This is a genomic window from Pseudomonas sp. Choline-02u-1, assembly GCF_002836515.1.
Lineage (GTDB): Bacteria > Pseudomonadota > Gammaproteobacteria > Pseudomonadales > Pseudomonadaceae > Aquipseudomonas.
In genome coordinates, this window is the sequence record NZ_PJBC01000059.1 from 37,893 (window position 1) to 59,738 (window position 21,846).

Consider the following 21,846-nt stretch of genomic DNA (forward strand, 5'->3'; position numbering starts at 1 on the left):
ATAGGGGTGTTAACGACCGGTCGCGCCCTGTAGGAGGCTCTGGGTCTTTTCCTTATGCTTTTTGAGTTGGCGATCCAGCTTGTCGGTGAGTGAGTCGATCGCAGCGTACATGTCAGTATCTTCTGCGTTGGCGACCACTTCGCTGCCGGGGATATGCAAGGTGGCTTCGATCTTCTGCTTCAGTTTTTCGACACACATCGTCACCTGCACGTTGGTGATCTTGTCGAAATGTCGCTCCAGTCGTTGGAGTTTTTCCTCGATGTAGGAACGCAGAGGTTGGGTCACTTCCAGTTGGTGTCCACTGATGTTGACTTGCATACAGCTTCTCCTTCGTTGCCAGTGCATAAAGCGGCAGGCCGAAAAGCCTGCCACTGGAACGCTGTAACGTGGCTTACATCAACCGCTTGCGTTCGCTCGAAGGCGCGATTCCGAGGGATTCGCGGTACTTGGCGACGGTGCGGCGAGCCACCTGAATGCCTTGTGCCTCCAGTAAACCAGCGATCTTGCTGTCACTCAACGGCTTTTTCTGATTTTCCGCAGCGACCAGTTTCTTGATGATCGCGCGGATCGCCGTGGACGAGCATTCGCCGCCTTCGGAGGTGCTGACGTGGCTGGAGAAAAAGTATTTGAGTTCATAGATACCGCGCGGGGTATGCATGAATTTTTGCGTAGTCACCCGGGAAATCGTCGATTCGTGCATGCCGACTGCTTCGGCGATGTCATGCAATACCAACGGCTTCATCGCTTCGTCGCCGTACTCCAGAAAACCGCGCTGATGCTCGACGATCTGCGTGGCTACTTTCATCAGGGTTTCATTGCGGCTCTGCAGGCTCTTGATGAACCAGCGGGCTTCCTGCAACTGATTGCGCATGAAGGTGTTGTCGGCGCTGGTGTCGGCGCGTTTGACGAAACCGGCGTACTGGGCGTTGACGCGCAAGCGTGGCACCGATTCCTGGTTCAGCTCAACCAGCCAGCGTTCGTTGTCCTTGCGCACGATCACGTCAGGAATGACGTATTCGGCTTCGGTCGACTCGATCTGCGAGCCCGGGCGCGGATTAAGGCTCTGCACCAGCTCGATGACCTGGCGCAGTTCGTCTTCCTTGAGCTTCATGCGGCGCATCAACTGGCTGTAATCGCGGCTGCCGAGCAGGTCGATGTAATCGGCGACGAGGCGCTTGGCCTCGGCCAGCCACGGTGTTTTGGCCGGCAACTGGCGCAGTTGCAAAAGCAGGCATTCGCTGAGGTTGCGCGCGCCGATCCCGGCGGGCTCAAATTGCTGGATGCGATGCAGGACGGCTTCGATCTCGTCGAGTTCGATGTCCAGTTCCGGATCGAACGCTTCAAGAATTTCTTCGAGTGTTTCGTCCAGATAGCCCTGATTATTGATGCAGTCGATCAGGGTGACGGCGATCAGGCGATCGGTGTCGGACATCGGCGCCAGGTTCAGTTGCCAGAGCAGGTGGCTCTGCAGGCTTTCGCCGGCGGAGGTGCGGGTGGTGAAATCCCATTCGTCGTCATCGCTGCTGGGCAGGCTGCTGGCGCTGGTCTGATAGACATCTTCCCATGCCGTATCCACGGGCAGTTCATTGGGGATGCGTTCGTTCCATTCGCCATCCTCGAGGTTATCCACCGTCGGAGCGGCTTCCTGATAGGAAGGTTCCTGGATTTCGGCGGGTTTCTGTTCGGCGTTGTCGGCCAGAGGATCGGCGTTGTCGAAGTCGTCGCCTTCTTCCTGGCGCTCGAGCATCGGATTGGATTCCAGAGCCTCCTGGATCTCCTGTTGCAGGTCCAGGGTCGACAATTGGAGCAGGCGGATGGCCTGTTGCAGCTGCGGTGTCATCGTCAGCTGCTGGCCCATTCTCAAGACTAGCGATGGTTTCATGGCAGGGGCTTAACACCTTATTCGCCGGCGCTTTGCGCCATCCACTACAGGGCGCCGAAGCGCCAAACTTAAGCAAATTATATGCCTGAAACTGAAGTGTTTGCCTAGAGCGCTGTAACAATTAAAGCGGATAAATGCGCCTTGAATCGATACAGCGCTGTCGCGCTTACAGGCGGAACTCGTGACCCAGATACACTTCCTTGACCAGATCGTTGGCCAGGATGGTCTCGGCATCGCCTTCAGCGATCAGTTGACCGTCGTTCACGATGTAAGCGGTCTCGCAGATATCCAGGGTCTCGCGGACGTTGTGGTCGGTGATCAGCACACCGATGCCTTTGGCCTTGAGGTGGTGGATGATCTGCTTGATGTCGCCGACCGAGATTGGGTCGACACCCGCGAACGGTTCGTCGAGCAGAATGAATTTTGGCGCAGTGGCCAAGGCTCGGGCGATTTCCACCCGACGGCGCTCGCCGCCGGACAGGCTCATGCCGAGGTTGTCGCGGATGTGGCTGATGTGGAATTCCTGCAGCAGGCTTTCCAGCTCCTTGCGGCGACCGGCCTTGTCGAGCTCCGGGCGGGTCTCAAGGATCGCCATGATATTGTCGGCAACCGACAGTTTGCGGAAGATCGACGCTTCTTGCGGCAGATAGCCGATACCGGCCTTGGCGCGGCCGTGCATTGGCTGGTGGCTGACGTCCAGATCATCGATCAGCACGCGGCCCTGATCGGCCTGCACCAGGCCGACGATCATGTAGAAGCACGTGGTCTTGCCGGCGCCGTTCGGACCGAGCAAGCCAACGATCTGCCCGCTGTCGATCGACAGGCTGACGTCACGCACGACCTGGCGGCTTTTATAGGCCTTGGCCAGGTGCTGAGCTTTCAGAGTTGCCATTACTGGGATTTCTCTTCGGTTTTCTTCTTCGGCTGGATCACCATATCGATGCGCGGACGCGCTTCGGTGACCTTGCTGCCCGTGGCGCGACCGGCGCTGGCCAGTTTCTTCACGGTGTCATAGACGATTTTTTCGCCTTGGGTGACGTTGCCGTCCTTGTCGACGACTTTGGCCTTGTCGATCAGCACCACACGGTTTTGCTGAGCGTGGTATTGAATCGTCACGCCGTAGCCTTGAACAGGCTTGGCGTCGCCCTGCGTCTGCAACTGCTCGAAGTAGGCCAGGTTGCCCACCGAGGTCACCACGTCGATGTCGCCATTGGGCGCGCGAGTCATCGTCACGGTGTTGCCTTTAACGATCATCGAGCCCTGGGTGATGATCACGTCACCTTTATAGGTGGCGATGCCATTCTTGTCGTCGAGTTGGGCGTCGTCGGCCTGAATGCGGATAGGTTGCTGCTGATCGTTCGGCAGGGACCAGGCGCTCGCGCTTCCCAGTGCTGCGCCCAGACTGAGCAAAATAGGGAGGGTTTTAACGAGCCTCATACTGTCCTCTTACGTTCGATTGCAGGTGTATCCTGCTGTCCTTCAGGTACGCTTTCATTCCGACGCCAGTCGATACGCCGCCAGCGCCCTCGATTCTAACGGGTTGCGCGGTCTGCGCATATTCTTGCTGCGGGAACACGGTCATGCGGGTGCTGGTGATCAGGGTGCCGCGCTGTTTCTCATCGGTGCGTTGTACGCGCACCGAATCGATCAATTCCACTTCGGTGCCGCCGGAGTTCACTTCGCCGCGCTCGCTGGTCACGTGCCATGGGAAGTCGGTTCCGCGATACATGTTCAGATCAGGTTTGGTCACCAGCGTAATGTCGGTGGCCTTGACGTGCTCGGCCTTGTCTGAGGTCATCTCGTACTGCACCTTGCCGTCGGGCAGGTACTGAATGGTGTGCGTGTTGGTCGCGTACCAATCGATCGGATTTTCGGCGGTCGAGACCGGTGGCCTGTCGAGGAAGCGTTCCGGGCTGATGTTCCAATAGCCCACGGCAGCGAAGATCGCCGCAATGCAGCCGAACAGCAGGAAATTGCGAAACTTTTTGCTAAACATGGTCAGGCTCACAGATACGCGGCGTTGGCCGCTTCGAGGCGGCCCTGGGCGCGCAGGATCAATTCGCAAAACTCGCGGGCGGCACCTTCGCCGCCACGGGCGCGGGTAACGCCGTGGGCGTGCTCGCGGACAAATTCGGCAGCGTTGGCCACCGCCATGCCCAGCCCTACGCGGCGAATCACCGGCAAGTCTGGCAGGTCGTCACCAAGGTAGGCGACTTCTTCATAGCTTAGGCCCAGTTGTGCGAGCAAACCGTCGAGTACCACCAATTTGTCTTCGCGCCCCTGGAACAGGTGCGGAATACCGAGGTTCTTCGCGCGCCGCTCGACCACCGGGGTCTTGCGTCCGCTGATGATCGCGGTTTGCACGCCGGCATTCATCAGCATCTTGATGCCCTGGCCGTCGAGGGTGTTGAAGGTCTTGAACTCGCTGCCGTCTTCGAGGAAGTACAGGCGGCCGTCGGTGAGCACACCGTCGACGTCAAAGACTGCCAGTTTGATCGCTTTGCCGCGTTGCAGCAGATCGTTGCTCATTACATGACTCCTGCGCGCAGCAGATCGGAGAGGTTGAAGGCGCCGATCGGGCGATCCTCCTCGTCGACGACTACCAGGGCGCTGATTCGATGGTCTTCCATGATTTTCAAGGCTTCAGCGGCAAGCATGTCGGGCCGCGCGGTCTTGCCGTGTGCGGTCATCACTTCGTCGATGGTGGCGTTGCGAATGTCGATGGTGCGATCCAGGGTGCGGCGCAGATCACCGTCGGTGAAGATCCCGGCGAGTTTGCCGTCGGCTTCAAGGATAGCGGTCATGCCGAGGCCCTTGCGGGTCATTTCCATCAACGCATCCTTGAGCAGGGTGCCGCGTTGTACCTGCGGCAGTTGCTCTCCGGCGTGCATGACGTTTTCCACTTTCAGCAACAGGCGTCGGCCAAGTGCGCCGCCCGGATGCGAGAACGCAAAATCTTCGGCGGTAAAACCGCGTGCTTCCAGCAAGGCAACAGCCAAGGCATCACCCATCACCAGTGCAGCGGTGGTCGAGGACGTCGGGGCCAGGTTCAGCGGGCAGGCTTCGTGCTCGACATGCACGTTGAGATTGACCTCCGCAGCCTTCGCCAGTGGCGACTGCGGGTTGCCGGTAACGCTGATCAGCTGGATGCCCAGGCGTTTGATCAAGGGCAGCAGCGTGATGATTTCGTTGGTCGAGCCAGAGTTCGACAGGGCCAGAATGACGTCGTCGCGGGTGATCATGCCCATGTCACCGTGGCTGGCTTCCGCCGGATGCACGAAAAACGCCGGGGTGCCGGTGCTGGCCAGGGTGGCGGCGATCTTGTTGCCGATGTGCCCGGATTTGCCCATGCCGACTACGACCACACGACCCTTGCTCGCCAGAATCATCTCGCAAGCGCGTACGAAATCGGCGTCGATATGGGCCATCAAGCCTTGGACGGCTTCCACTTCGAGGCGGATGGTGCGTTGTGCCGATTGAATCAGGTCGCGGGTTTTGCTCATGTCAGAATCGTATGGGCCGATGAAAAGGCGGCGATTATAGCGGTTATGTGGCAAAGCCTCACGCAAGTTCGTCGTGCTTTGTCATCACTGGTTACCAAAACCCTCCGAAAGTCGCTCCCACCTTATTCTGTCGGCGACTGTGCCCGGCTTCTCGCTTGGGCGCTCAGCCATTGCAGTGATATAGTTCGCCGCCAGTTCGGCCTGCCCGGGATGCAGGTGTTTCCTAGGAAAGTCTGGCATCCCAGTGAGAGGCTGCATCGCAAGGAGTTTAGATGAGTGCCGATAACGCCTACGCGGTCGAGCTGAAGGGAGTCTCCTTCAAGCGCGGTGCGCGGAGCATTTTCAATAACGTCGATATCCGCATCCCGCGCGGCAAGGTCACCGGCATCATGGGGCCTTCCGGCTGCGGCAAGACCACGCTGCTGCGCCTTATGGGCGCGCAGTTGCGGCCGTCCAGCGGCGAAGTCTGGGTCAACGGGCAGAACCTGCCGACGTTGTCGCGCAGTGATCTGTTCGATGCGCGCAAACACATGGGCGTACTGTTTCAGAGCGGTGCGCTGTTCACCGATCTTGATGTGTTCGAGAACGTGGCCTTCCCGCTGCGGGTTCATACCCAACTGCCGGAGGACATGATCCGTGACATCGTCCTGCTGAAGTTGCAGGCGGTGGGGCTGCGTGGCGCCATCGAGCTGATGCCGGACGAACTGTCCGGCGGCATGAAGCGCCGCGTGGCCCTGGCCCGGGCGATTGCCCTCGATCCGCAGATTCTCATGTACGACGAGCCCTTCGTGGGCCAGGATCCGATCGCCATGGGCGTGTTGGTGCGCCTGATCCGCCTGCTTAACGATGCACTCGGAATCACCAGTATCGTGGTGTCCCATGATCTGGCGGAGACCGCGAGCATTGCCGACTACATCTATATAGTGGGCGATGGTCAGGTACTGGGGCAGGGAACACCGGATGAACTGATGAATTCGGATGAACCGCGTATCCGCCAGTTCATGACCGGTGATCCCGATGGCCCGGTGCCGTACCATTTTCCAGCGACGGATTACCGCGCAGATCTTCTGGGGAAGCGCTGATGCGCAGAATTTCATTGATGGAACGCGTGCGTCGGTTCGGCGAATCGGCGATCGACGCGGTCGCGGTGTTTGGTCGAGCGACCCTGTTCCTGTTTCATGCCCTGTTGGGGCGTGGCGGTACCAGCGGTGGTTTCGGTCTGTTGGTCAAGCAGCTGCACTCGGTTGGCGTCATGTCGCTGGTGATCATCGTGGTCTCCGGCATTTTCATCGGCATGGTTCTCGCGCTGCAGGGCTTCAGCATCCTTTCCAGCTATGGTTCAGAGCAGGCGGTGGGGCAGATGGTCGCCCTGACGTTGCTGCGTGAACTGGGGCCGGTGGTCACGGCACTGCTGTTTGCCGGTCGGGCCGGTTCGGCGCTGACCGCCGAGATCGGCAACATGAAATCCACCGAACAGTTATCCAGTCTGGAAATGATCGGTGTCGATCCGCTCAAGTACATCATTGCCCCGCGCCTGTGGGCCGGCTTCATTTCCCTGCCGGTGCTGGCGATGATCTTCAGCGTCGTCGGCATCTGGGGCGGTTCCTGGGTCGCGGTCGACTGGCTGGGCGTCTACGAAGGCTCGTACTGGGCGAACATGCAGAACAGCGTGACCTTCACCAGCGACGTGCTCAATGGCGTGATCAAAAGCGTCGTTTTCGCCTTTGTCGTCACCTGGATCGCCGTATTCCAAGGCTATGACTGTGAGCCCACTTCCGAAGGGATCAGTCGTGCTACCACCAAGACCGTGGTGTTTGCCTCGCTGGCAGTGCTCGGCCTGGACTTTATTCTGACCGCTTTGATGTTTGGAGATTTCTGATGCAAAACCGCACCCTGGAAATCGGTGTCGGCCTGTTCCTGCTGGCAGGGATCCTGGCTTTGCTGCTGCTCGCCTTGCGCGTCAGCGGCCTGTCTCCGACTGCGTCCACCGACACCTACAAGTTGTATGCGTATTTCGACAATATCGCCGGTCTGACGGTCAGAGCCAAAGTGACCATGGCCGGTGTGACCATCGGCAAGGTCACGGCAATCGATCTGGATCGCGACAGCTTCACCGGTCGGGTCACGCTGCAAGTGGATAAAAAGGTCGACAACCTGCCGGTCGACTCCACGGCGTCTATCCTCACCGCGGGTCTGCTGGGCGAGAAATACATCGGTATCAGCGTCGGCGGTGAAGACACTCAGTTGAAAGACGGTGGAACCATCCATGACACGCAGTCGTCACTGGTACTGGAAGACCTGATCGGTAAATTCCTGCTCAATACCGTTAGCAAAGACGCCAAATGAGGAGCTTTTGAATGATCTCTATCTTGCGACGTGGCCTGTTGGTGTTGCTCGCGGCCCTGCCGTTGATGGCTAACGCTGCACCGGGGCAATCGGCTCATGACCTGATTCAGGACACCACGAACCGGATGCTTGCCGACTTGCAGGCCAACAAAGAGAAGTACAAGCAGGATCCGCAGGATTTCTATGCGGCACTGAACAACATTGTCGGCCCGGTGGTGGATGCCGAGGGCATCTCCAAAAGCATCATGACCGTGAAGTATTCGCGCAAGGCCACGCCTGCACAGATGCAGCGCTTTCAGGAAAACTTCAAGCGCGGCCTGTTCCAGTTCTACGGCAACGCGCTGCTGGAGTACAACAACCAGGGCATCACCGTTGACCCGGCCAAAGACGAATCGGGCGACCGCACCAGCGTCAACATGACCGTCAAGGGCAGCAACGGGGCGATCTATCCGGTGCAGTACACCCTTGAAAAGATCGGCGGCGAGTGGAAGTTGCGCAACGTGATCATCAACGGTATCAACATCGGCAAACTGTTCCGTGACCAGTTCGCCGACGCCATGCAGCGCAATGGCAACGATCTGGACAAGACCATCGATGGCTGGGCCGGTGAAGTGGCCAAGGCCAAGCAGGAAACCGACAAAGCCGCCGCGAAGCCAGCGCAATGAGTGAGGCGGCAGTTCGTATGAGTGATGTCGACGAGCTGGTGCTCAGCGGCGTGCTGGACTATCGCACCGGACCCGACCTGCGCAAGGAAGGGCAGGCGCTGATCAAGTCGAGCAAGGCATCGGCGCTGGTCATCGATTGTTCGGCGGTACAGAAGTCCAGCAGTGTCGGCCTGTCGTTGCTGCTGTGCTTCATGCGTGATGCGCAGGCAGCCGGCAAGGCCGTCAGCATCCGCGCAATGCCGGAAGACATGCGCGAAATCGCTCAGGTCAGCGAATTGACCGAGCTGTTGGCGCACCCCTGAACCATCATCTGTAAAGAAGCCCCCCGTCAGAGTCCTGCGTTGCGGGGTTCGCAGGCGCGGGGCTTTTTTGTATGATGTCCGACCCGTGCGCACAGGGCGCCGATTGAGGTTGAGCATGCAGGCCGTAGAAGTGAAGAGCTTCCTTGAAGGAAAGCTGCCAGGAACGCTGGTAGAAGTTGAAGGCGAAGGCTGCAACTTCCAGCTGAACGTGATTAGCGATGAACTGGCGGCGTTGAGCCCGGTGAAGCGTCAGCAGCAGGTCTATGCCCATTTGAACCCATGGATCACCGATGGCAGCATCCATGCGGTCACTATGAAATTTTTCAGCAGCGCGGCCTGGGCCGAGCGCACCTGAGCCCTAGGGCGTCGAGATACTAATGGATAAATTGATTATTACCGGTGGCGCTCGTCTTGATGGCGAGATCCGCATTTCCGGCGCGAAGAACTCCGCTCTGCCGATTCTGGCCGCGACCTTGCTGTGCGATGGCCCGGTCACCGTTGGTAACCTGCCGCACCTGCACGACATCACCACCATGATCGAGCTGTTCGGGCGTATGGGCATTGAGCCTGTGATCGACGAGAAGCTCAGCGTCGAAATCGACCCGCGCACCATCAAGACCCTGATCGCGCCGTACGAACTGGTGAAAACCATGCGTGCGTCGATTCTGGTACTGGGCCCGATGGTTGCCCGTTTCGGTGAAGCGGAAGTCGCATTGCCTGGCGGCTGCGCCATCGGTTCGCGTCCGGTCGACCTGCACATCCGCGGTCTGGAAGCCATGGGCGCGGTCATCGACGTAGAAGGCGGCTACATCAAGGCCAAGGCGCCTGAAGGTGGCTTGCGCGGCGCGCACTTCTTCTTCGATACCGTCAGTGTGACCGGTACCGAAAACATCATGATGGCCGCAGCACTGGCCAAAGGCCGCAGCGTGCTGCAGAACGCCGCGCGCGAGCCTGAAGTGGTCGACCTGGCGAACTTCCTCAACGCCATGGGCGCCAAGGTTTCCGGCGCCGGCACCGACACCATCACCATCGACGGCGTCGAGCGTCTGGGTTCGGCTTTCTACAAGGTCATGCCTGACCGTATCGAAACCGGCACCTATCTGGTCGCCGCTGCCGTGACCGGTGGCCGCGTCAAGGTCAAGGACACCGATCCGACCATCCTCGAAGCGGTGCTGGAAAAGCTGCGTGAAGCCGGCGCGGAAATCACCTGCGGTGAAGACTGGATCGAGCTGAACATGCACGGCAAGCGCCCGAAAGCGGTCAACGTGCGCACTGCGCCGTACCCGGCGTTCCCGACCGACATGCAGGCGCAGTTCATTTCGCTCAACGCCATTGCCGAAGGCACCGGTGCGGTGATCGAGACGATCTTCGAAAACCGCTTCATGCACGTGTACGAATTGCACCGCATGGGCGCCAAGATCCAGGTCGAAGGCAACACCGCGATCGTCACCGGCACCGAAATCCTGAAAGGCGCGCCTGTGATGGCGACCGACCTGCGGGCTTCGGCCAGCCTGGTGATCTCGGCACTGGTTGCCGAAGGCGACACGCTGATCGACCGCATCTACCACATAGACCGTGGTTACGAGTGCATCGAAGAAAAACTGCAGATGCTCGGCGCCAAGATCCGTCGAGTTCCGGGCTGATCGCTGCATCGGGACACACGGACGTGTCCACTGAATTCGTTTCGAGTCGAGGGTGTGCGCACCCTCGATGTGTGTCCGGCGCCGATTGCGACCGGGCATGAGTACCTTGATAAGGACTGACGTTTCCCATGTTGACCATCGCACTGTCCAAGGGCCGCATCCTTGACGACACTCTGCCGCTTCTCGCTGAAGCGGGCATCGTGCCGACCGAGAATCCGGACAAGAGCCGCAAGCTGATCATCCCCACGACCCAGGACGATGTGCGTCTGCTGATCGTGCGTGCCACCGACGTGCCGACCTATGTCGAGCATGGCGCCGCCGACCTCGGCGTCGCCGGTAAGGACGTGCTGATGGAGTACAGTGGCCAGGGCCTGTACGAGCCGCTGGACCTGCAGATTGCTCAGTGCAAGCTGATGACCGCCGGCAAGATCGGCGCGGTCGAGCCCAAGGGCCGTCTGCGTGTGGCGACCAAGTTCGTCAATGTTGCCAAGCGTTACTACGCCGAGCAGGGCCGCCAGGTCGACATCATCAAGCTGTACGGCTCGATGGAGCTGGCGCCGCTGATTGGTCTGGCCGACAAGATCATCGACGTGGTCGACACCGGCAACACCCTGCGCGCCAATGGCCTGGAGCCCCAGGAACTGATCGCCACGATCAGCTCGCGACTGGTGGTCAACAAGGCCTCGATGAAAATGCAGCACGCCCGAATCCAGGCGTTGATCGACACCCTGCGCAACGCAGTGGAATCGCGACACCGCGGCTGATCTACCTGCGCGGCCCGAGGCCGCGCCGTCTATCCGCCTCATAGCCAGAATTCTCAGGTGCCCAAGCGGATCGAATGCTAGTTTCGGGCGCCTGAGTTTTTTGCCAATTCCTATGAGGCTCTCGCTATGACCGCACCGACTGCAATTCGCCGACTCAACGCTGCTGACCCGGATTTCGCGCATCATCTGGATCATCTGCTGAGCTGGGAAAGTGTGTCTGACGACTCGGTCAATCAGCGCGTGCTGGACATCATCAAGGCTGTGCGCGAGCACGGTGACGCGGCGCTGGTCGAGTTCACCCAGAAATTCGACGGCCTCGAAGTAGCCTCGATGGCTGACCTGATCCTGCCGCGCGAGCGCCTGGAACTGGCCCTGACCCGCATCACTGCGCCGCAACGCGAGGCTTTGGAAAAAGCCGCTGCACGGGTGCGCAGCTATCACGAAAAGCAAAAGCAGGATTCCTGGAGCTACACCGAAGCCGACGGCACGGTGCTTGGCCAGAAGGTCACGCCGCTGGATCGCGCCGGTCTGTACGTGCCGGGTGGTAAGGCGTCGTATCCGTCGTCGGTGTTGATGAATGCGATTCCGGCCAAGGTCGCCGGCGTGACAGAAGTGGTCATGGTCGTGCCCACCCCGCGCGGTGAAATCAATGAATTGGTGTTGGCCGCTGCCTGCATCGCGGGCGTGGATCGCGTGTTCACCATCGGCGGTGCGCAAGCGGTTGCCGCGCTGGCCTACGGCACCGAAAGCGTGCCGCGTGTGGACAAGGTGGTTGGCCCGGGCAACATCTATGTCGCCACGGCCAAGCGCCATGTGTTTGGCCAGGTCGGCATCGACATGATCGCCGGCCCTTCGGAAATTCTTGTGGTCTGCGACGGCCAGACCGATCCGGACTGGATCGCCATGGATCTGTTCTCCCAGGCCGAGCACGACGAAGACGCGCAAGCGATTCTGGTCAGCCCGGACGCCGGGTTCCTCGACAAGGTGGCCGCGAGCATCGACAAACTGCTGCCGACCATGGATCGCGCGACCATCATCGAAACCTCGATCAATGGCCGGGGTGCTTTGATTCAGGTCAGCGACATGGCCCAGGCCATCGAAGTCGCCAACCGCATCGCCCCGGAACACCTGGAATTGTCGGTCGCTGATCCGCAAGCCTGGCTGCCGCAGATCCGCCACGCCGGTGCGATCTTCATGGGCCGCCACACCTCCGAAGCGCTGGGCGACTACTGCGCCGGCCCGAACCACGTGTTGCCGACTTCCGGCACCGCGCGTTTCTCCTCGCCGCTGGGTGTCTACGATTTCCAGAAGCGCTCGTCGATCATCTTCTGTTCCGAGGCCGGTGCTTCGGAGTTGGGCAAAACTGCATCGGTACTGGCCCGTGGCGAATCGCTGAGCGCCCACGCACGCAGCGCCGAATACCGCATCAAAGACGAAGACTTTCTGAAAGGGCAGGGGAACTGAGCGATGAGTAAATTCTGGAGCCCGTTCGTCAAGGACCTGGTGCCCTACGTGCCGGGCGAACAGCCGAAGCTGACCAAACTGGTCAAGCTCAATACCAATGAAAATCCGTACGGCCCGTCGCCAAAAGCGCTGGCGGCGATGCAAGCCGAGCTCAACGACAACCTGCGCCTGTACCCGGACCCGAACAGTGACCTGCTGAAAAACGCCGTGGCCGAATACTACGGCGTGCAAACCAGTCAGGTGTTCCTCGGCAACGGTTCGGACGAAGTGCTCGCGCACATTTTTCACGGCCTGCTGCAACACGATCAACCGCTACTGTTCCCGGACATCAGCTACAGCTTCTATCCGGTTTACTGCGGGTTGTATGGCATTGAATTCGATGCGGTGCCGTTGGATGCGCAGTTCCAGATCAACCCCGCCGATTACGCCAGACCCAATGGCGGGGTCATTTTCCCTAACCCGAACGCCCCGACCGGTTGCCTGCTGGCGCTGGACGCGGTCGAGCAAATCCTCAAGGCCAGTCCTGATTCGGTCGTAGTCGTGGATGAGGCGTACATCGACTTTGGCGGCGAGACGGCGATCAGTCTGGTGGATCGCTATCCGAACCTGCTGGTGACGCAGACGCTGTCCAAGTCACGCTCGCTGGCCGGCCTGCGTGTCGGTCTGGCGGTGGGGCATCCAGAACTGATCGAGGCGCTGGAGCGGGTCAAGAACAGCTTCAACTCCTATCCGCTGGATCGTTTGGCAATTGTCGGTGCGGCGGCGGCGTTTGAAGATCGCGAGTATTTCGACAAAACCTGTCGTCAGGTGATCGAGAGCCGCAAATGGGTGGTGGCGCAGTTGCAGGCCAAGGGCTTTGAAGTGCTGCCATCAGCGGCAAACTTCATCTTCGCCCGGCATCCGCAGCATGACGCGGCGGGGCTGGCGGCAAAACTGCGCGAGCAGGGCGTGATCGTGCGGCATTTCAAGCAGGAACGGATTGCGCAGTTCCTGCGCATTTCGATTGGCACGCCGGAGCAGAATCAGGCGCTGATCGACGGCCTGGGCGACCTCTGAATCGCCTTCGCGAGCAAGCCCGCTCACACACTCAATCGCGTTTCTTCAGCCGGACCGCGATTGAGTGTGGGAGCGGGCTTGTTCGCAAAAGGAGCGCCACCGCTTTCGAACCCTTACTCGTGATGCGGCTCGCCCAGGAAAGTCAGTGAACTGAACAACCCTCGACTGTCCACATCCGCGCTGTCCTTCACCGGCACCTCAACCTGCGCCGCAATCACATTCAACCCCTCATTTCTCACCAGCACTTGCGCACGCCCCTCCTTGTCGGTCTCGGTGCTCAGCGTATTCGGCGCGCTGCGATAGTCGCCAATCAACTTCACCCCCGCTGCCGGTTTGCCATCGAGCAACACCCGCACCGGCAATGAGTTGCCCGGCCCTACCGTCAGCGGGTCGACCTCCGGCAGGATCAACAGTTTGATCTGATCAAGTTTCGGCAACTTCGCCCCCGGCTGGTAAATCGCCAGGCTGTATTTGAACGTCTGTGTGGCCTCGGTGGCGCCAGGCACTTTGCTGCGCCCTTCATTGATCCACTTCTTGTCCGCCGTCTGCGACCACATGCCATTGTTCAACGCCACGGCCATTACCGCCGGCGGCTTCAACGGTTTCAGCCGGGCATGATCGGCCAGGCGCTCGACGCTGACCGGGATCATCTTGCCGACCGTGTCATAAGCCCATGCGCCGCTGATTTTCTGCGCCTTGAACGCGTTGTCTTCGGCGCCATGGCCGTAGACCACTTCGATGTTGCCGCGCCGCTGTTCGGTCCACAAACCGTGGGCCGAAACCTGCCCGGCGAACAGTGCGGCGAGGAGTGCGAGGGTTTTGCCGTAGTGCATGGTGACGTCCTTTTACAGGTTGAGTGTGAGGCTGACGGTGAAGTTGCGCGGCTCGCCGGGATTGACCCAGTAGTTGCTGTACGAGCGCTCGTAATACTTTTTGTCGAAGAGGTTGTTCAGGTTGAGGCCGACCGTGACGTTGTCGCTGGCCTTGTAGTGCGCGAGCAGGTCGACGGTCTGATAGGCCGGCAATTCGAAGTCGCTGCCGGATTCGCCCGAGCGGTCGCCGACGTAAGTGAACGCTGCGCCAACGTCCGAGCCGCGCAGATGGCCATCCTGAAATTCATACACCCCGAGCAGGCTGCCACTGCGTTTGGCCACGCCGAGGATGCGGCTGCCGGTGGGGATCGTCGCGTCGCCCTTGGTCACTTCGGCATCGATGTAGGCGAAGGCGCCGATGACCCGCACCGCATCGGTCACCTGGCCGCTCACTTGCCAGTCGAAGCCCTGACTGCGCGCTTTGCCCATGGCGCGACTGGTGTCGGTGGCCGGGTCGAGGGCGAGGACGTTTTCCTTGTCGATGTGGAAGAAGGCGAGGGTGCTGCTCACGCGCTCATCAAACAGTTCGTTCTTGATCCCCACTTCGTAACCGACGCCTTCTTCCGGGTCGAACGATTTGCCGGCGGCGTCGAGGCCGTTGTTCGGTTTGAACGAGGTCGAGGCGTTGGCGAACAGGCCGGTGTTCGGTGTCGGTTGATAGAGCAGGCCGGCGCGTTGGGTGAGGGCGTCGTGGCGCTGCTGGCTTTTGGCGTTGCGGCTGTGGTCGTCGATGCGCTGGTCGAAGTGCTCGAAGCGCGCGCCAAGCATGCCGCGCAGTTTGTCGGTCAAGATGATCTGGTCCTGCAGGTTCAGCGCATGACTTTCGACGTGTTCGAAGAAATCGGTGCCCGAGCGTGCACCATTGGGTTTCGGCTGGCCGTAGACCGGTTTATAGATATCGATGGCGTAGGGGCCGCCGGCGATGGTGGTAACACGTTCGTCCTTGCGGTAATTCTCGTATTCGGTGCCGATCAGCAATTCATGCTGCCATGGGCCGAGGTCGACCAGGCCGCGCAGTTCCAGTTGGGTAATGCTGTCGTGCCAACTGGTATCGCGCTCGCGCAAGCGGCGGTTGACCGTGTGGCCGTCGGCGTTCAGTGCTCGTTGTTCCGAAGCGTCGCCCCAGAGTTTGCCTTCCTTGTAGTGGCTGGCCAGACGCAGTTTCCAGCTGTCGTTCAGATGGTGTTCAAGGGTGGCCTGGAGCAGGTTGTTGTGGTTGTCGATGTTGCCGTCGTCAGGTTCGCCCAAGAAGGTCGAGCGTGATACGCCGCTCCATTTGTTGTTCGGCGCCACTACGCCACGATCGAAAGTCGAGTTGTGACGGACGATTTCGCTTTCCACCAGCAGCGAGGTATCCGGGTTCAACTGCCAACTGATCGAGGGCGCGACGAAGACCCGCTTACTGTCGACGTGATCGCGGAAGCTGTTGTTGTCTTCTACGGCGAGGTTGATGCGCGAAAGCACATCGCCCTGATCATCGAGGGGCGTGTTGACGTCCAGCGCAGTGCGATAGCGATCCCAACTGCCGGCGCTGGTTTGCAGTGTGGTGAACGCTTCACGCTGCGGTTTCTTGGTGACGATGTTCACCGTACCGCCGGGATCGCCGCGGCCGTACAGGCTGGCCGCCGGACCTTTGAGCACTTCGATGCGCTCGATGTTGGCCGCATCCGGCGTGCTCGGGTAACCGCGATTGGCGCTGAAGCCGTCCTTGTAGAACTCCGAAGTGGTGAAGCCGCGCACGCTGTATTCGTACAGGGTCAGGCCGCCGAAATTGTTCTGTTTCGATACACCGCCGGCGAAATCCAGCGCGCGCTCAACGCTGGTGCTGCCCAGATCCGAGAGCACGCTGGCCGGAACCACGCTGATGGCTTGCGGGATGTCGCGAATCGCCGTGTCGGTTTTGGTCGCACTGGCCGAGCGAGTCGCGCGATAACCGCTGACCGGGCCAATGGGTGATTCGTAGTCGGAGGTGACGCTGATGGCTTCCAGCTCAACGGCCTGTGATTCATCGGCGAAGGCGGGATCGCAGAGCAAACCCAGAGTCAGGCCCAACAGCGAGGCCTTTTTGCGAGACGACATGTTATGTTGTTCCAATTGTCAGAATTGAAACAATATAACATGCCTGTTGAGAATGTCTGTTATTCGCGCCCCTGGCGTGAAAACATTTTTATTGTTCTTTTTCTTTCACCGGTGCCGGCGGGGGCCGCAGACCGATTTCAGCCGTCAGCTTCAGCTCCTTGCCGTTGCGCATGACTTGAATTGTCACCTTGTCGGTCGGTTTGATCCGCGCGACCTGGTTCATCGAACGGCGACCATCGCCGGCCGGCTCGCCATCAATGCTCAGAATCACATCGCCCAGTTGCAGGCCGGCCTTCTGTGCCGGGCCGTCACGGAAGATTCCGGCGACGACAATCCCCGGGCGCCCGGACAAGCCAAACGATTCGGCCAGTTCCTGAGTCAGCGGTTGCACCTCAATGCCCAGCCAGCCGCGAATCACCTGACCGTGCTCAATGATCGACTTCATCACTTCCATCGCCAGTTTCACCGGAATGGCAAAACCGATGCCTTGCGAGCCGCCGGACTTGGAAAAGATCGCCGTGTTGATGCCGGTGAGGTTGCCGTTGGCATCGACCAGCGCGCCGCCGGAGTTGCCCGGGTTGATCGCCGCGTCGGTCTGGATGAAGTCTTCGTAGTTGTTCAGGCCCAACTGGTTACGCCCGGTGGCGCTGATGATGCCCATGGTCACAGTCTGGCCGACGCCGAACGGATTGCCGATGGCCAGCGCGACGTCGCCGATGCGAATGCTGTCGGAGCGGCCAACGGTGATCGCCGGCAGGTTTTTCAGGTCGATCTTCAACACCGCAAGGTCGGTCTCCGGATCGCTGCCGATCACCCGTGCCAGTGTTTCGCGACCATCCTTGAGTGCCACGACAATCTGGTCGGCGCCGCTGGTGACGTGGTTGTTGGTAAGGATGTAGCCTTCCGGGCTCATGATTACCCCGGAACCGAGGCTCGATTCCATGCGCTTCTGTTTAGGCGAATTGTCACCGAAGAAACGGCGGAACTGCGGATCCTCGAACAAAGGATGCGCCGGTTTGTTGATGACCTTGGTGGTGTACAGATTGACCACCGACGGCGCGGCGATGCCCACCGCGTCCGCATAGGACACCGGCCCCTGTTGCACGATCGTGGTCTGTGGAGCCTGTTGCAGATTGACGTCGAGGCTCGGCAGCCCGACCCACTCGGGGTAACGCTGAATAATCAACAGAGCGATAAGCACACCGGCCAACAGCGGCCAGCCAAAAAAACGCAGCGCCTTGAGCATTAAGCACGTTCCTGGAAAGGTTGCAGGCGAGGTCAGACCGCCCATAATGTCGCGCATTATACGAGGCCGCGCGTGCCTCTGAACGGGATATTTAGGAGTCTTTCATGGCCGTTGCCCTCAGCACCCTCGTCGAAGAAGCCGACCGTTACCTGGCCAGTGCGAAAATTGCCGATTATTGCCCCAACGGACTGCAGGTCGAAGGCCGCCCGCAGGTGATGCGCATCGTCAGCGGCGTCACCGCCAGCCAGGCTTTGCTGGACGCCGCCGTCGAAGCCGAGGCTGATCTGATCCTGGTCCACCACGGTTATTTCTGGAAAGGCGAAAACCCCTGCGTCACCGGGATGAAACAACGTCGATTGAAAACCCTGCTCAAGCACGACATCAGTTTGCTCGCCTATCACTTGCCGCTGGATCTGCACCCGGACGTGGGCAACAACGTGCAACTGGCGCGTCAGCTCGATATCACCGTCGAGGGGCCGCTGGATCCGGGCAATCCGAAAGTCGTCGGTCTGGTGGGTTCGCTGAATGAACCGATGACTGCCCGGGACTTCGCGCGCAAGGTGCAGGACGCCATGGGCCGCGAGCCGCTGCTGATCGAAGGCAGCGGCATGATCCGTCGCGTCGGCTGGTGCACCGGTGGTGGCCAGGGTTATATCGATCAGGGCGTCGCTGCAGGCGTCGATCTGTTCATCAGCGGTGAGGCCTCCGAGCAGACTTTTCACAGCGCTCGGGAAAACGACATCAGTTTCATCGCCGCCGGCCACCACGCCACCGAGCGCTATGGCGTGCAGGCGCTGGGCGAGTACCTGGCGAAGCGCTTTGCCCTCGAGCACATCTTCATCGACATCCCGAACCCTATCTGACACACCGTTCCCTGTGTAGGAGCTGCCGAAGGCTGCGATCTTTTGATCTTGATCTTTAAAAACAAAATCAACAGATCGCAGCCTTCGGCCGCTCCTGCATGGGCCTTGGGCGCCCAAACGAGCAGGCATATTCATATACCCTTTCGATCTAGTTGGCGTCCTGATTAGAAGAGGTCGCTGTGCTAGGATTCCCCGCTCGAACACGGCCCGCTGGCCGTTCATAAGAAAGCTTTCGTGAGTAGCCATGGTCGACAAACTGACGCATCTGAAACAGCTGGAGGCGGAAAGCATCCACATCATCCGCGAGGTGGCCGCCGAGTTCGACAACCCGGTGATGCTGTACTCCATCGGTAAAGACTCCGCCGTGATGCTGCACCTGGCACGCAAGGCGTTCTTCCCGGGCAAACTGCCGTTTCCGGTGATGCACGTCGACACCCGCTGGAAATTCCAGGAGATGTACAAGTTCCGCGACAAAATGGTCGAAGAACTGGGCCTGGATCTCATCACCCATATCAACCCCGATGGCGTGGCGCAGAACATCAACCCGTTCACCCACGGCAGCGCCAAGCACACCGACATCATGAAAACCGAAGGCCTGAAACAGGCCCTCGACAAGCATGGTTTCGATGCAGCGTTCGGCGGCGCCCGTCGCGATGAAGAGAAGTCCCGCGCCAAAGAGCGCGTGTACTCGTTCCGTGACAGCAAGCACCGCTGGGACCCGAAAAACCAGCGTCCCGAGCTGTGGAACGTCTACAACGGCAAGGTCAACAAGGGCGAATCCATTCGTGTGTTCCCGTTGTCGAACTGGACCGAACTGGACATCTGGCAGTACATCTACCTCGAAGGCATCCCTATTGTGCCGCTGTACTTCGCCGCCGAGCGCGAAGTGATCGAGAAGAACGGCACGCTGATCATGATCGACGACGAGCGCATCCTCGAGCACCTGTCTGATGAAGACAAGGCGCGCATCGTCAAAAAGAAAGTGCGGTTCCGCACCCTTGGCTGCTACCCGTTGACGGGCGCGGTGGAGTCCGAGGCCGAAAGCCTCACGGACATCATTCAGGAAATGCTCCTGACGCGAACTTCCGAGCGCCAGGGCCGGGTCATCGACCACGATGGCGCAGGCTCGATGGAAGACAAAAAACGTCAAGGCTATTTCTAAGGGGCTGTCATGTCGCACGCATCTGATTTGATCAGCGAGGACATCCTCGCCTACCTGGGCCAGCACGAACGTAAAGAACTGCTGCGCTTTTTGACTTGCGGTAACGTCGATGACGGCAAGAGCACCCTGATCGGGCGCCTGCTGCACGACTCGAAGATGATCTATGAAGATCACCTCGAAGCAATCACCCGCGACTCGAAGAAATCCGGCACCACCGGTGACGACATCGATCTGGCGTTGCTCGTCGACGGCCTGCAGGCCGAGCGTGAGCAGGGCATTACCATTGATGTCGCTTACCGCTATTTCTCCACCGCCAAGCGCAAATTCATCATCGCCGACACCCCCGGCCATGAGCAGTACACCCGCAACATGGCCACCGGTGCGTCCACCTGTGACCTGGCGATTATTCTGGTCGACGCCCGTTACGGCGTGCAGACCCAGACCCGTCGCCATAGCTTTATCGCCTCCCTGCTGGGCATCAAGCACATTGTCGTCGCCATCAACAAGATGGACTTGAAGGACTTCGACGAAGGCGTGTTCGAGTCGATCAAGGCCGACTACCTGAAGTTCGCCGAAGGCTTGAAGATGAAGCCGACCAGCATGCACTTCGTGCCGATGTCGGCCCTCAAGGGCGACAACGTCGTGAACAAGTCCGAGCGCTCGCCGTGGTACACCGGCCAGTCGCTGATGGAAATCCTCGAGACTGTGGAAGTGGCGGGCGATCGCAACTTCACCGATCTGCGTTTCCCGGTGCAGTACGTCAACCGTCCGAACCTGAACTTCCGTGGTTTCGCCGGGACGCTGGCCAGCGGGATCGTGCACAAGGGCGACGAAGTCGTGGTGCTGCCGTCGGGCAAGAGCAGCCGGGTCAAATCCATCGTTACCTTCGAAGGTGAGCTGGAACACGCAGGCCCAGGTCAGGCCGTGACGCTGACCATGGAAGACGAAATCGACATCTCCCGTGGCGACCTGTTGGTGCATGCCGACAACGTGCCGCCGGTCACCGACAGCTTCGAAGCGATGCTGGTGTGGATGGCTGAAGAGCCGATGCTGCCGGGCAAGAAATACGACATCAAGCGCGCCACCAGTTACGTGCCGGGCTCGATCGCCAGCATCGTCAACAAGGTCGACGTCAACACCCTGGAAGAAGGCCCGGCGAGCGCATTGCAGCTCAACGAAATCGGCAAGGTGAAGGTCGCGCTCGACGCGCCGATCGCCCTCGACGGTTACGAAAGCAACCGCACCACCGGCGCGTTCATCGTCATTGACCGGTTGACCAACGGCACCGTCGGCGCCGGCATGATCGTCGCTCAGCCAGTGACGCACGGCACCGCCACGCACCACGGCAAACTGGCCCACGTGGCGACTGAAGAACGTGCCCAGCGCTTCGGCCAGCAACCGGCCACCGTATTGTTCAGCGGTCTGTCCGGTGCGGGCAAGAGCACGCTGGCTTACGCGGTGGAGCGCAAGCTGTTCGACATGGGCCGTGCGGTGTTCGTGCTGGATGGGCAGAACCTGCGTCACGACCTCAACAAAGGACTGCCACAGGATCGTGCCGGGCGTACCGAGAACTGGCGGCGTGCCGCGCATGTGGCGCGCCAGTTCAACGAGGCGGGTCTGCTGACACTGGCCGCGTTCGTTGCGCCGAGTGCCGAAGGCCGCGAGCAGGCGAAGGATCTGATCGGCAAGGATCGTCTGTTGACAGTCTACGTGCAGGCTTCACCGACCGTGTGCGCCGAACGTGATCCGCAAGGGTTGTACGCCGCTGGCGGCGATAACATCCCGGGCGAATCCTTCCCGTACGATGTGCCGCTGGACGCTGACCTGGTGATCGACACGCAGTCGCTGAGTCTGGAAGAAAGCGTCAAGCAAGTGCTGGAGCTGCTGCGTCAACGTGGCGCCATCTAAGGCAGAAGCAGCGACAAGCTTCTAGCGGCAAGAAAAAGCCCGCCGATGAGTGATCATCGGCGGGTTTTTTATTTCAACTCGGTCAACTGTG

Annotated in this window: 23 protein-coding genes; 13 read left to right on the forward strand and 10 right to left on the reverse strand. The window is 60.0% G+C overall.

The genetic code is table 11. The features are described from left to right. Nucleotides 1-9: 9 nt before the first annotated feature. The 7 genes from hpf to CXF97_RS15500 all read right to left on the reverse strand — a co-directional run bounded on the left by hpf (nt 10) and on the right by CXF97_RS15500 (nt 5,385). Nucleotides 10-318: a ribosome hibernation-promoting factor, HPF/YfiA family gene (hpf, locus tag CXF97_RS15470; RefSeq protein WP_007912419.1), complete on the reverse strand. Its 309-nt coding sequence runs from the start codon at nt 316-318 to the stop codon at nt 10-12. Between the two features lie 73 nt (nt 319-391). After that, nucleotides 392-1,882 carry an RNA polymerase factor sigma-54 gene (locus CXF97_RS15475; RefSeq protein WP_101159245.1) on the reverse strand — a complete coding sequence of 497 codons (1,491 nt, stop codon included), beginning with the start codon at nt 1,880-1,882 and terminating at the stop codon, nt 392-394. A gap of 166 nt (nt 1,883-2,048) precedes the next feature. Next, the gene (gene lptB, locus CXF97_RS15480) at nt 2,049-2,774 is read right to left on the reverse strand and encodes an LPS export ABC transporter ATP-binding protein (RefSeq protein WP_024011621.1); all 726 of its coding nucleotides are present in this window, start codon (nt 2,772-2,774) and stop codon (nt 2,049-2,051) included. Beyond that, nucleotides 2,774-3,319, reverse strand: coding sequence for a lipopolysaccharide transport periplasmic protein LptA (lptA, locus tag CXF97_RS15485; RefSeq protein WP_039759374.1), 546 nt, complete (start codon nt 3,317-3,319; stop codon nt 2,774-2,776). Before lptA ends, lptB begins: the two co-directional genes overlap by 1 nt. After that, a complete protein-coding gene (gene lptC, locus CXF97_RS15490; protein WP_101159381.1) occupies nt 3,306-3,878 on the reverse strand; it encodes an LPS export ABC transporter periplasmic protein LptC in 573 nt (190 codons plus the stop codon). The genes lptA and lptC overlap by 14 nt, the downstream gene beginning before the upstream one ends. An 8-nt stretch (nt 3,879-3,886) precedes the next feature. Continuing rightward, entirely contained in the window at nt 3,887-4,411 is a 525-nt protein-coding gene (locus tag CXF97_RS15495) for an HAD family hydrolase (RefSeq protein WP_101159246.1), read from the reverse strand. Continuing rightward, nucleotides 4,411-5,385: a KpsF/GutQ family sugar-phosphate isomerase gene (locus CXF97_RS15500; RefSeq protein WP_101159247.1), complete on the reverse strand. Its 975-nt coding sequence runs from the start codon at nt 5,383-5,385 to the stop codon at nt 4,411-4,413. The genes CXF97_RS15495 and CXF97_RS15500 overlap by 1 nt, the downstream gene beginning before the upstream one ends. A 272-nt stretch (nt 5,386-5,657) precedes the next feature. On the opposite strand from CXF97_RS15500, the gene CXF97_RS15505 reads away from it, so the two are divergent. The 10 genes from CXF97_RS15505 (at nt 5,658) to hisC (ending at nt 13,625) form a co-directional block, all read left to right on the forward strand. Then, nucleotides 5,658-6,467 carry an ATP-binding cassette domain-containing protein gene (locus CXF97_RS15505; protein WP_101159248.1) on the forward strand — a complete coding sequence of 270 codons (810 nt, stop codon included), beginning with the start codon at nt 5,658-5,660 and terminating at the stop codon, nt 6,465-6,467. Continuing rightward, on the forward strand, nt 6,467-7,264 hold the full coding sequence (mlaE, locus tag CXF97_RS15510) for a lipid asymmetry maintenance ABC transporter permease subunit MlaE (RefSeq protein ID WP_101159249.1): 798 nt from the start codon (nt 6,467-6,469) through the stop codon (nt 7,262-7,264). Before CXF97_RS15505 ends, mlaE begins: the two co-directional genes overlap by 1 nt. Further along, nucleotides 7,264-7,731, forward strand: a complete 468-nt coding sequence (mlaD, locus tag CXF97_RS15515; protein ID WP_093104671.1) for an outer membrane lipid asymmetry maintenance protein MlaD — start codon at nt 7,264-7,266, stop codon at nt 7,729-7,731. The genes mlaE and mlaD overlap by 1 nt, the downstream gene beginning before the upstream one ends. 11 nt (nt 7,732-7,742) lie before the next feature. Continuing rightward, on the forward strand, nt 7,743-8,396 hold the full coding sequence (locus CXF97_RS15520; RefSeq protein WP_101159250.1) for a phospholipid-binding protein MlaC: 654 nt from the start codon (nt 7,743-7,745) through the stop codon (nt 8,394-8,396). After that, the gene (locus CXF97_RS15525; protein ID WP_039759362.1) at nt 8,393-8,698 is read left to right on the forward strand and encodes a lipid asymmetry maintenance protein MlaB; all 306 of its coding nucleotides are present in this window, start codon (nt 8,393-8,395) and stop codon (nt 8,696-8,698) included. Before CXF97_RS15520 ends, CXF97_RS15525 begins: the two co-directional genes overlap by 4 nt. Before the next feature lie 115 nt (nt 8,699-8,813). After that, entirely contained in the window at nt 8,814-9,053 is a 240-nt protein-coding gene (locus tag CXF97_RS15530) for a BolA family protein (protein ID WP_008085051.1), read from the forward strand. Nucleotides 9,054-9,075: 22 nt separating this feature from the next. Beyond that, nucleotides 9,076-10,341, forward strand: a complete 1,266-nt coding sequence (gene murA / locus CXF97_RS15535) for a UDP-N-acetylglucosamine 1-carboxyvinyltransferase (protein WP_101159251.1) — start codon at nt 9,076-9,078, stop codon at nt 10,339-10,341. Between the two features lie 128 nt (nt 10,342-10,469). Beyond that, nucleotides 10,470-11,105, forward strand: coding sequence for an ATP phosphoribosyltransferase (hisG, locus tag CXF97_RS15540; RefSeq protein WP_095180378.1), 636 nt, complete (start codon nt 10,470-10,472; stop codon nt 11,103-11,105). Between the two features lie 126 nt (nt 11,106-11,231). Continuing rightward, a complete protein-coding gene (gene hisD / locus CXF97_RS15545; RefSeq protein WP_101159252.1) occupies nt 11,232-12,569 on the forward strand; it encodes a histidinol dehydrogenase in 1,338 nt (445 codons plus the stop codon). 3 nt (nt 12,570-12,572) lie between these two features. Beyond that, the gene (gene hisC, locus CXF97_RS15550) at nt 12,573-13,625 is read left to right on the forward strand and encodes a histidinol-phosphate transaminase (RefSeq protein ID WP_101159253.1); all 1,053 of its coding nucleotides are present in this window, start codon (nt 12,573-12,575) and stop codon (nt 13,623-13,625) included. Nucleotides 13,626-13,738: 113 nt separating this feature from the next. Here the strand turns inward: hisC and CXF97_RS15555 are convergent, their stop codons facing one another. The 3 genes from CXF97_RS15555 to algW all read right to left on the reverse strand — a co-directional run bounded on the left by CXF97_RS15555 (nt 13,739) and on the right by algW (nt 17,822). Continuing rightward, nucleotides 13,739-14,458 (reverse strand): DUF4198 domain-containing protein, encoded by a 720-nt coding sequence (locus CXF97_RS15555; RefSeq protein WP_101159254.1) that lies wholly within the window; start codon nt 14,456-14,458, stop codon nt 13,739-13,741. A 12-nt stretch (nt 14,459-14,470) separates the two neighbouring features. After that, entirely contained in the window at nt 14,471-16,576 is a 2,106-nt protein-coding gene (locus tag CXF97_RS15560) for a TonB-dependent siderophore receptor (RefSeq protein WP_101159255.1), read from the reverse strand. A gap of 88 nt (nt 16,577-16,664) precedes the next feature. After that, complete coding sequence (gene algW / locus CXF97_RS15565; RefSeq protein ID WP_101159256.1) at nt 16,665-17,822, reverse strand: Do family serine endopeptidase AlgW; 1,158 nt, start codon at nt 17,820-17,822, stop codon at nt 16,665-16,667. A 104-nt stretch (nt 17,823-17,926) separates the two neighbouring features. Between algW and CXF97_RS15570 the strand changes: the two genes are divergently transcribed. From CXF97_RS15570 to cysN, 3 genes are all read left to right on the forward strand, one after another. Next, nucleotides 17,927-18,685 carry a Nif3-like dinuclear metal center hexameric protein gene (locus CXF97_RS15570; RefSeq protein WP_101159257.1) on the forward strand — a complete coding sequence of 253 codons (759 nt, stop codon included), beginning with the start codon at nt 17,927-17,929 and terminating at the stop codon, nt 18,683-18,685. A 244-nt stretch (nt 18,686-18,929) separates the two neighbouring features. Next, nucleotides 18,930-19,847, forward strand: a complete 918-nt coding sequence (cysD, locus tag CXF97_RS15575) for a sulfate adenylyltransferase subunit CysD (protein ID WP_007912374.1) — start codon at nt 18,930-18,932, stop codon at nt 19,845-19,847. Between the two features lie 9 nt (nt 19,848-19,856). Further along, nucleotides 19,857-21,755: a sulfate adenylyltransferase subunit CysN gene (cysN, locus tag CXF97_RS15580; RefSeq protein WP_101159258.1), complete on the forward strand. Its 1,899-nt coding sequence runs from the start codon at nt 19,857-19,859 to the stop codon at nt 21,753-21,755. Nucleotides 21,756-21,846 lie beyond the last annotated feature (91 nt).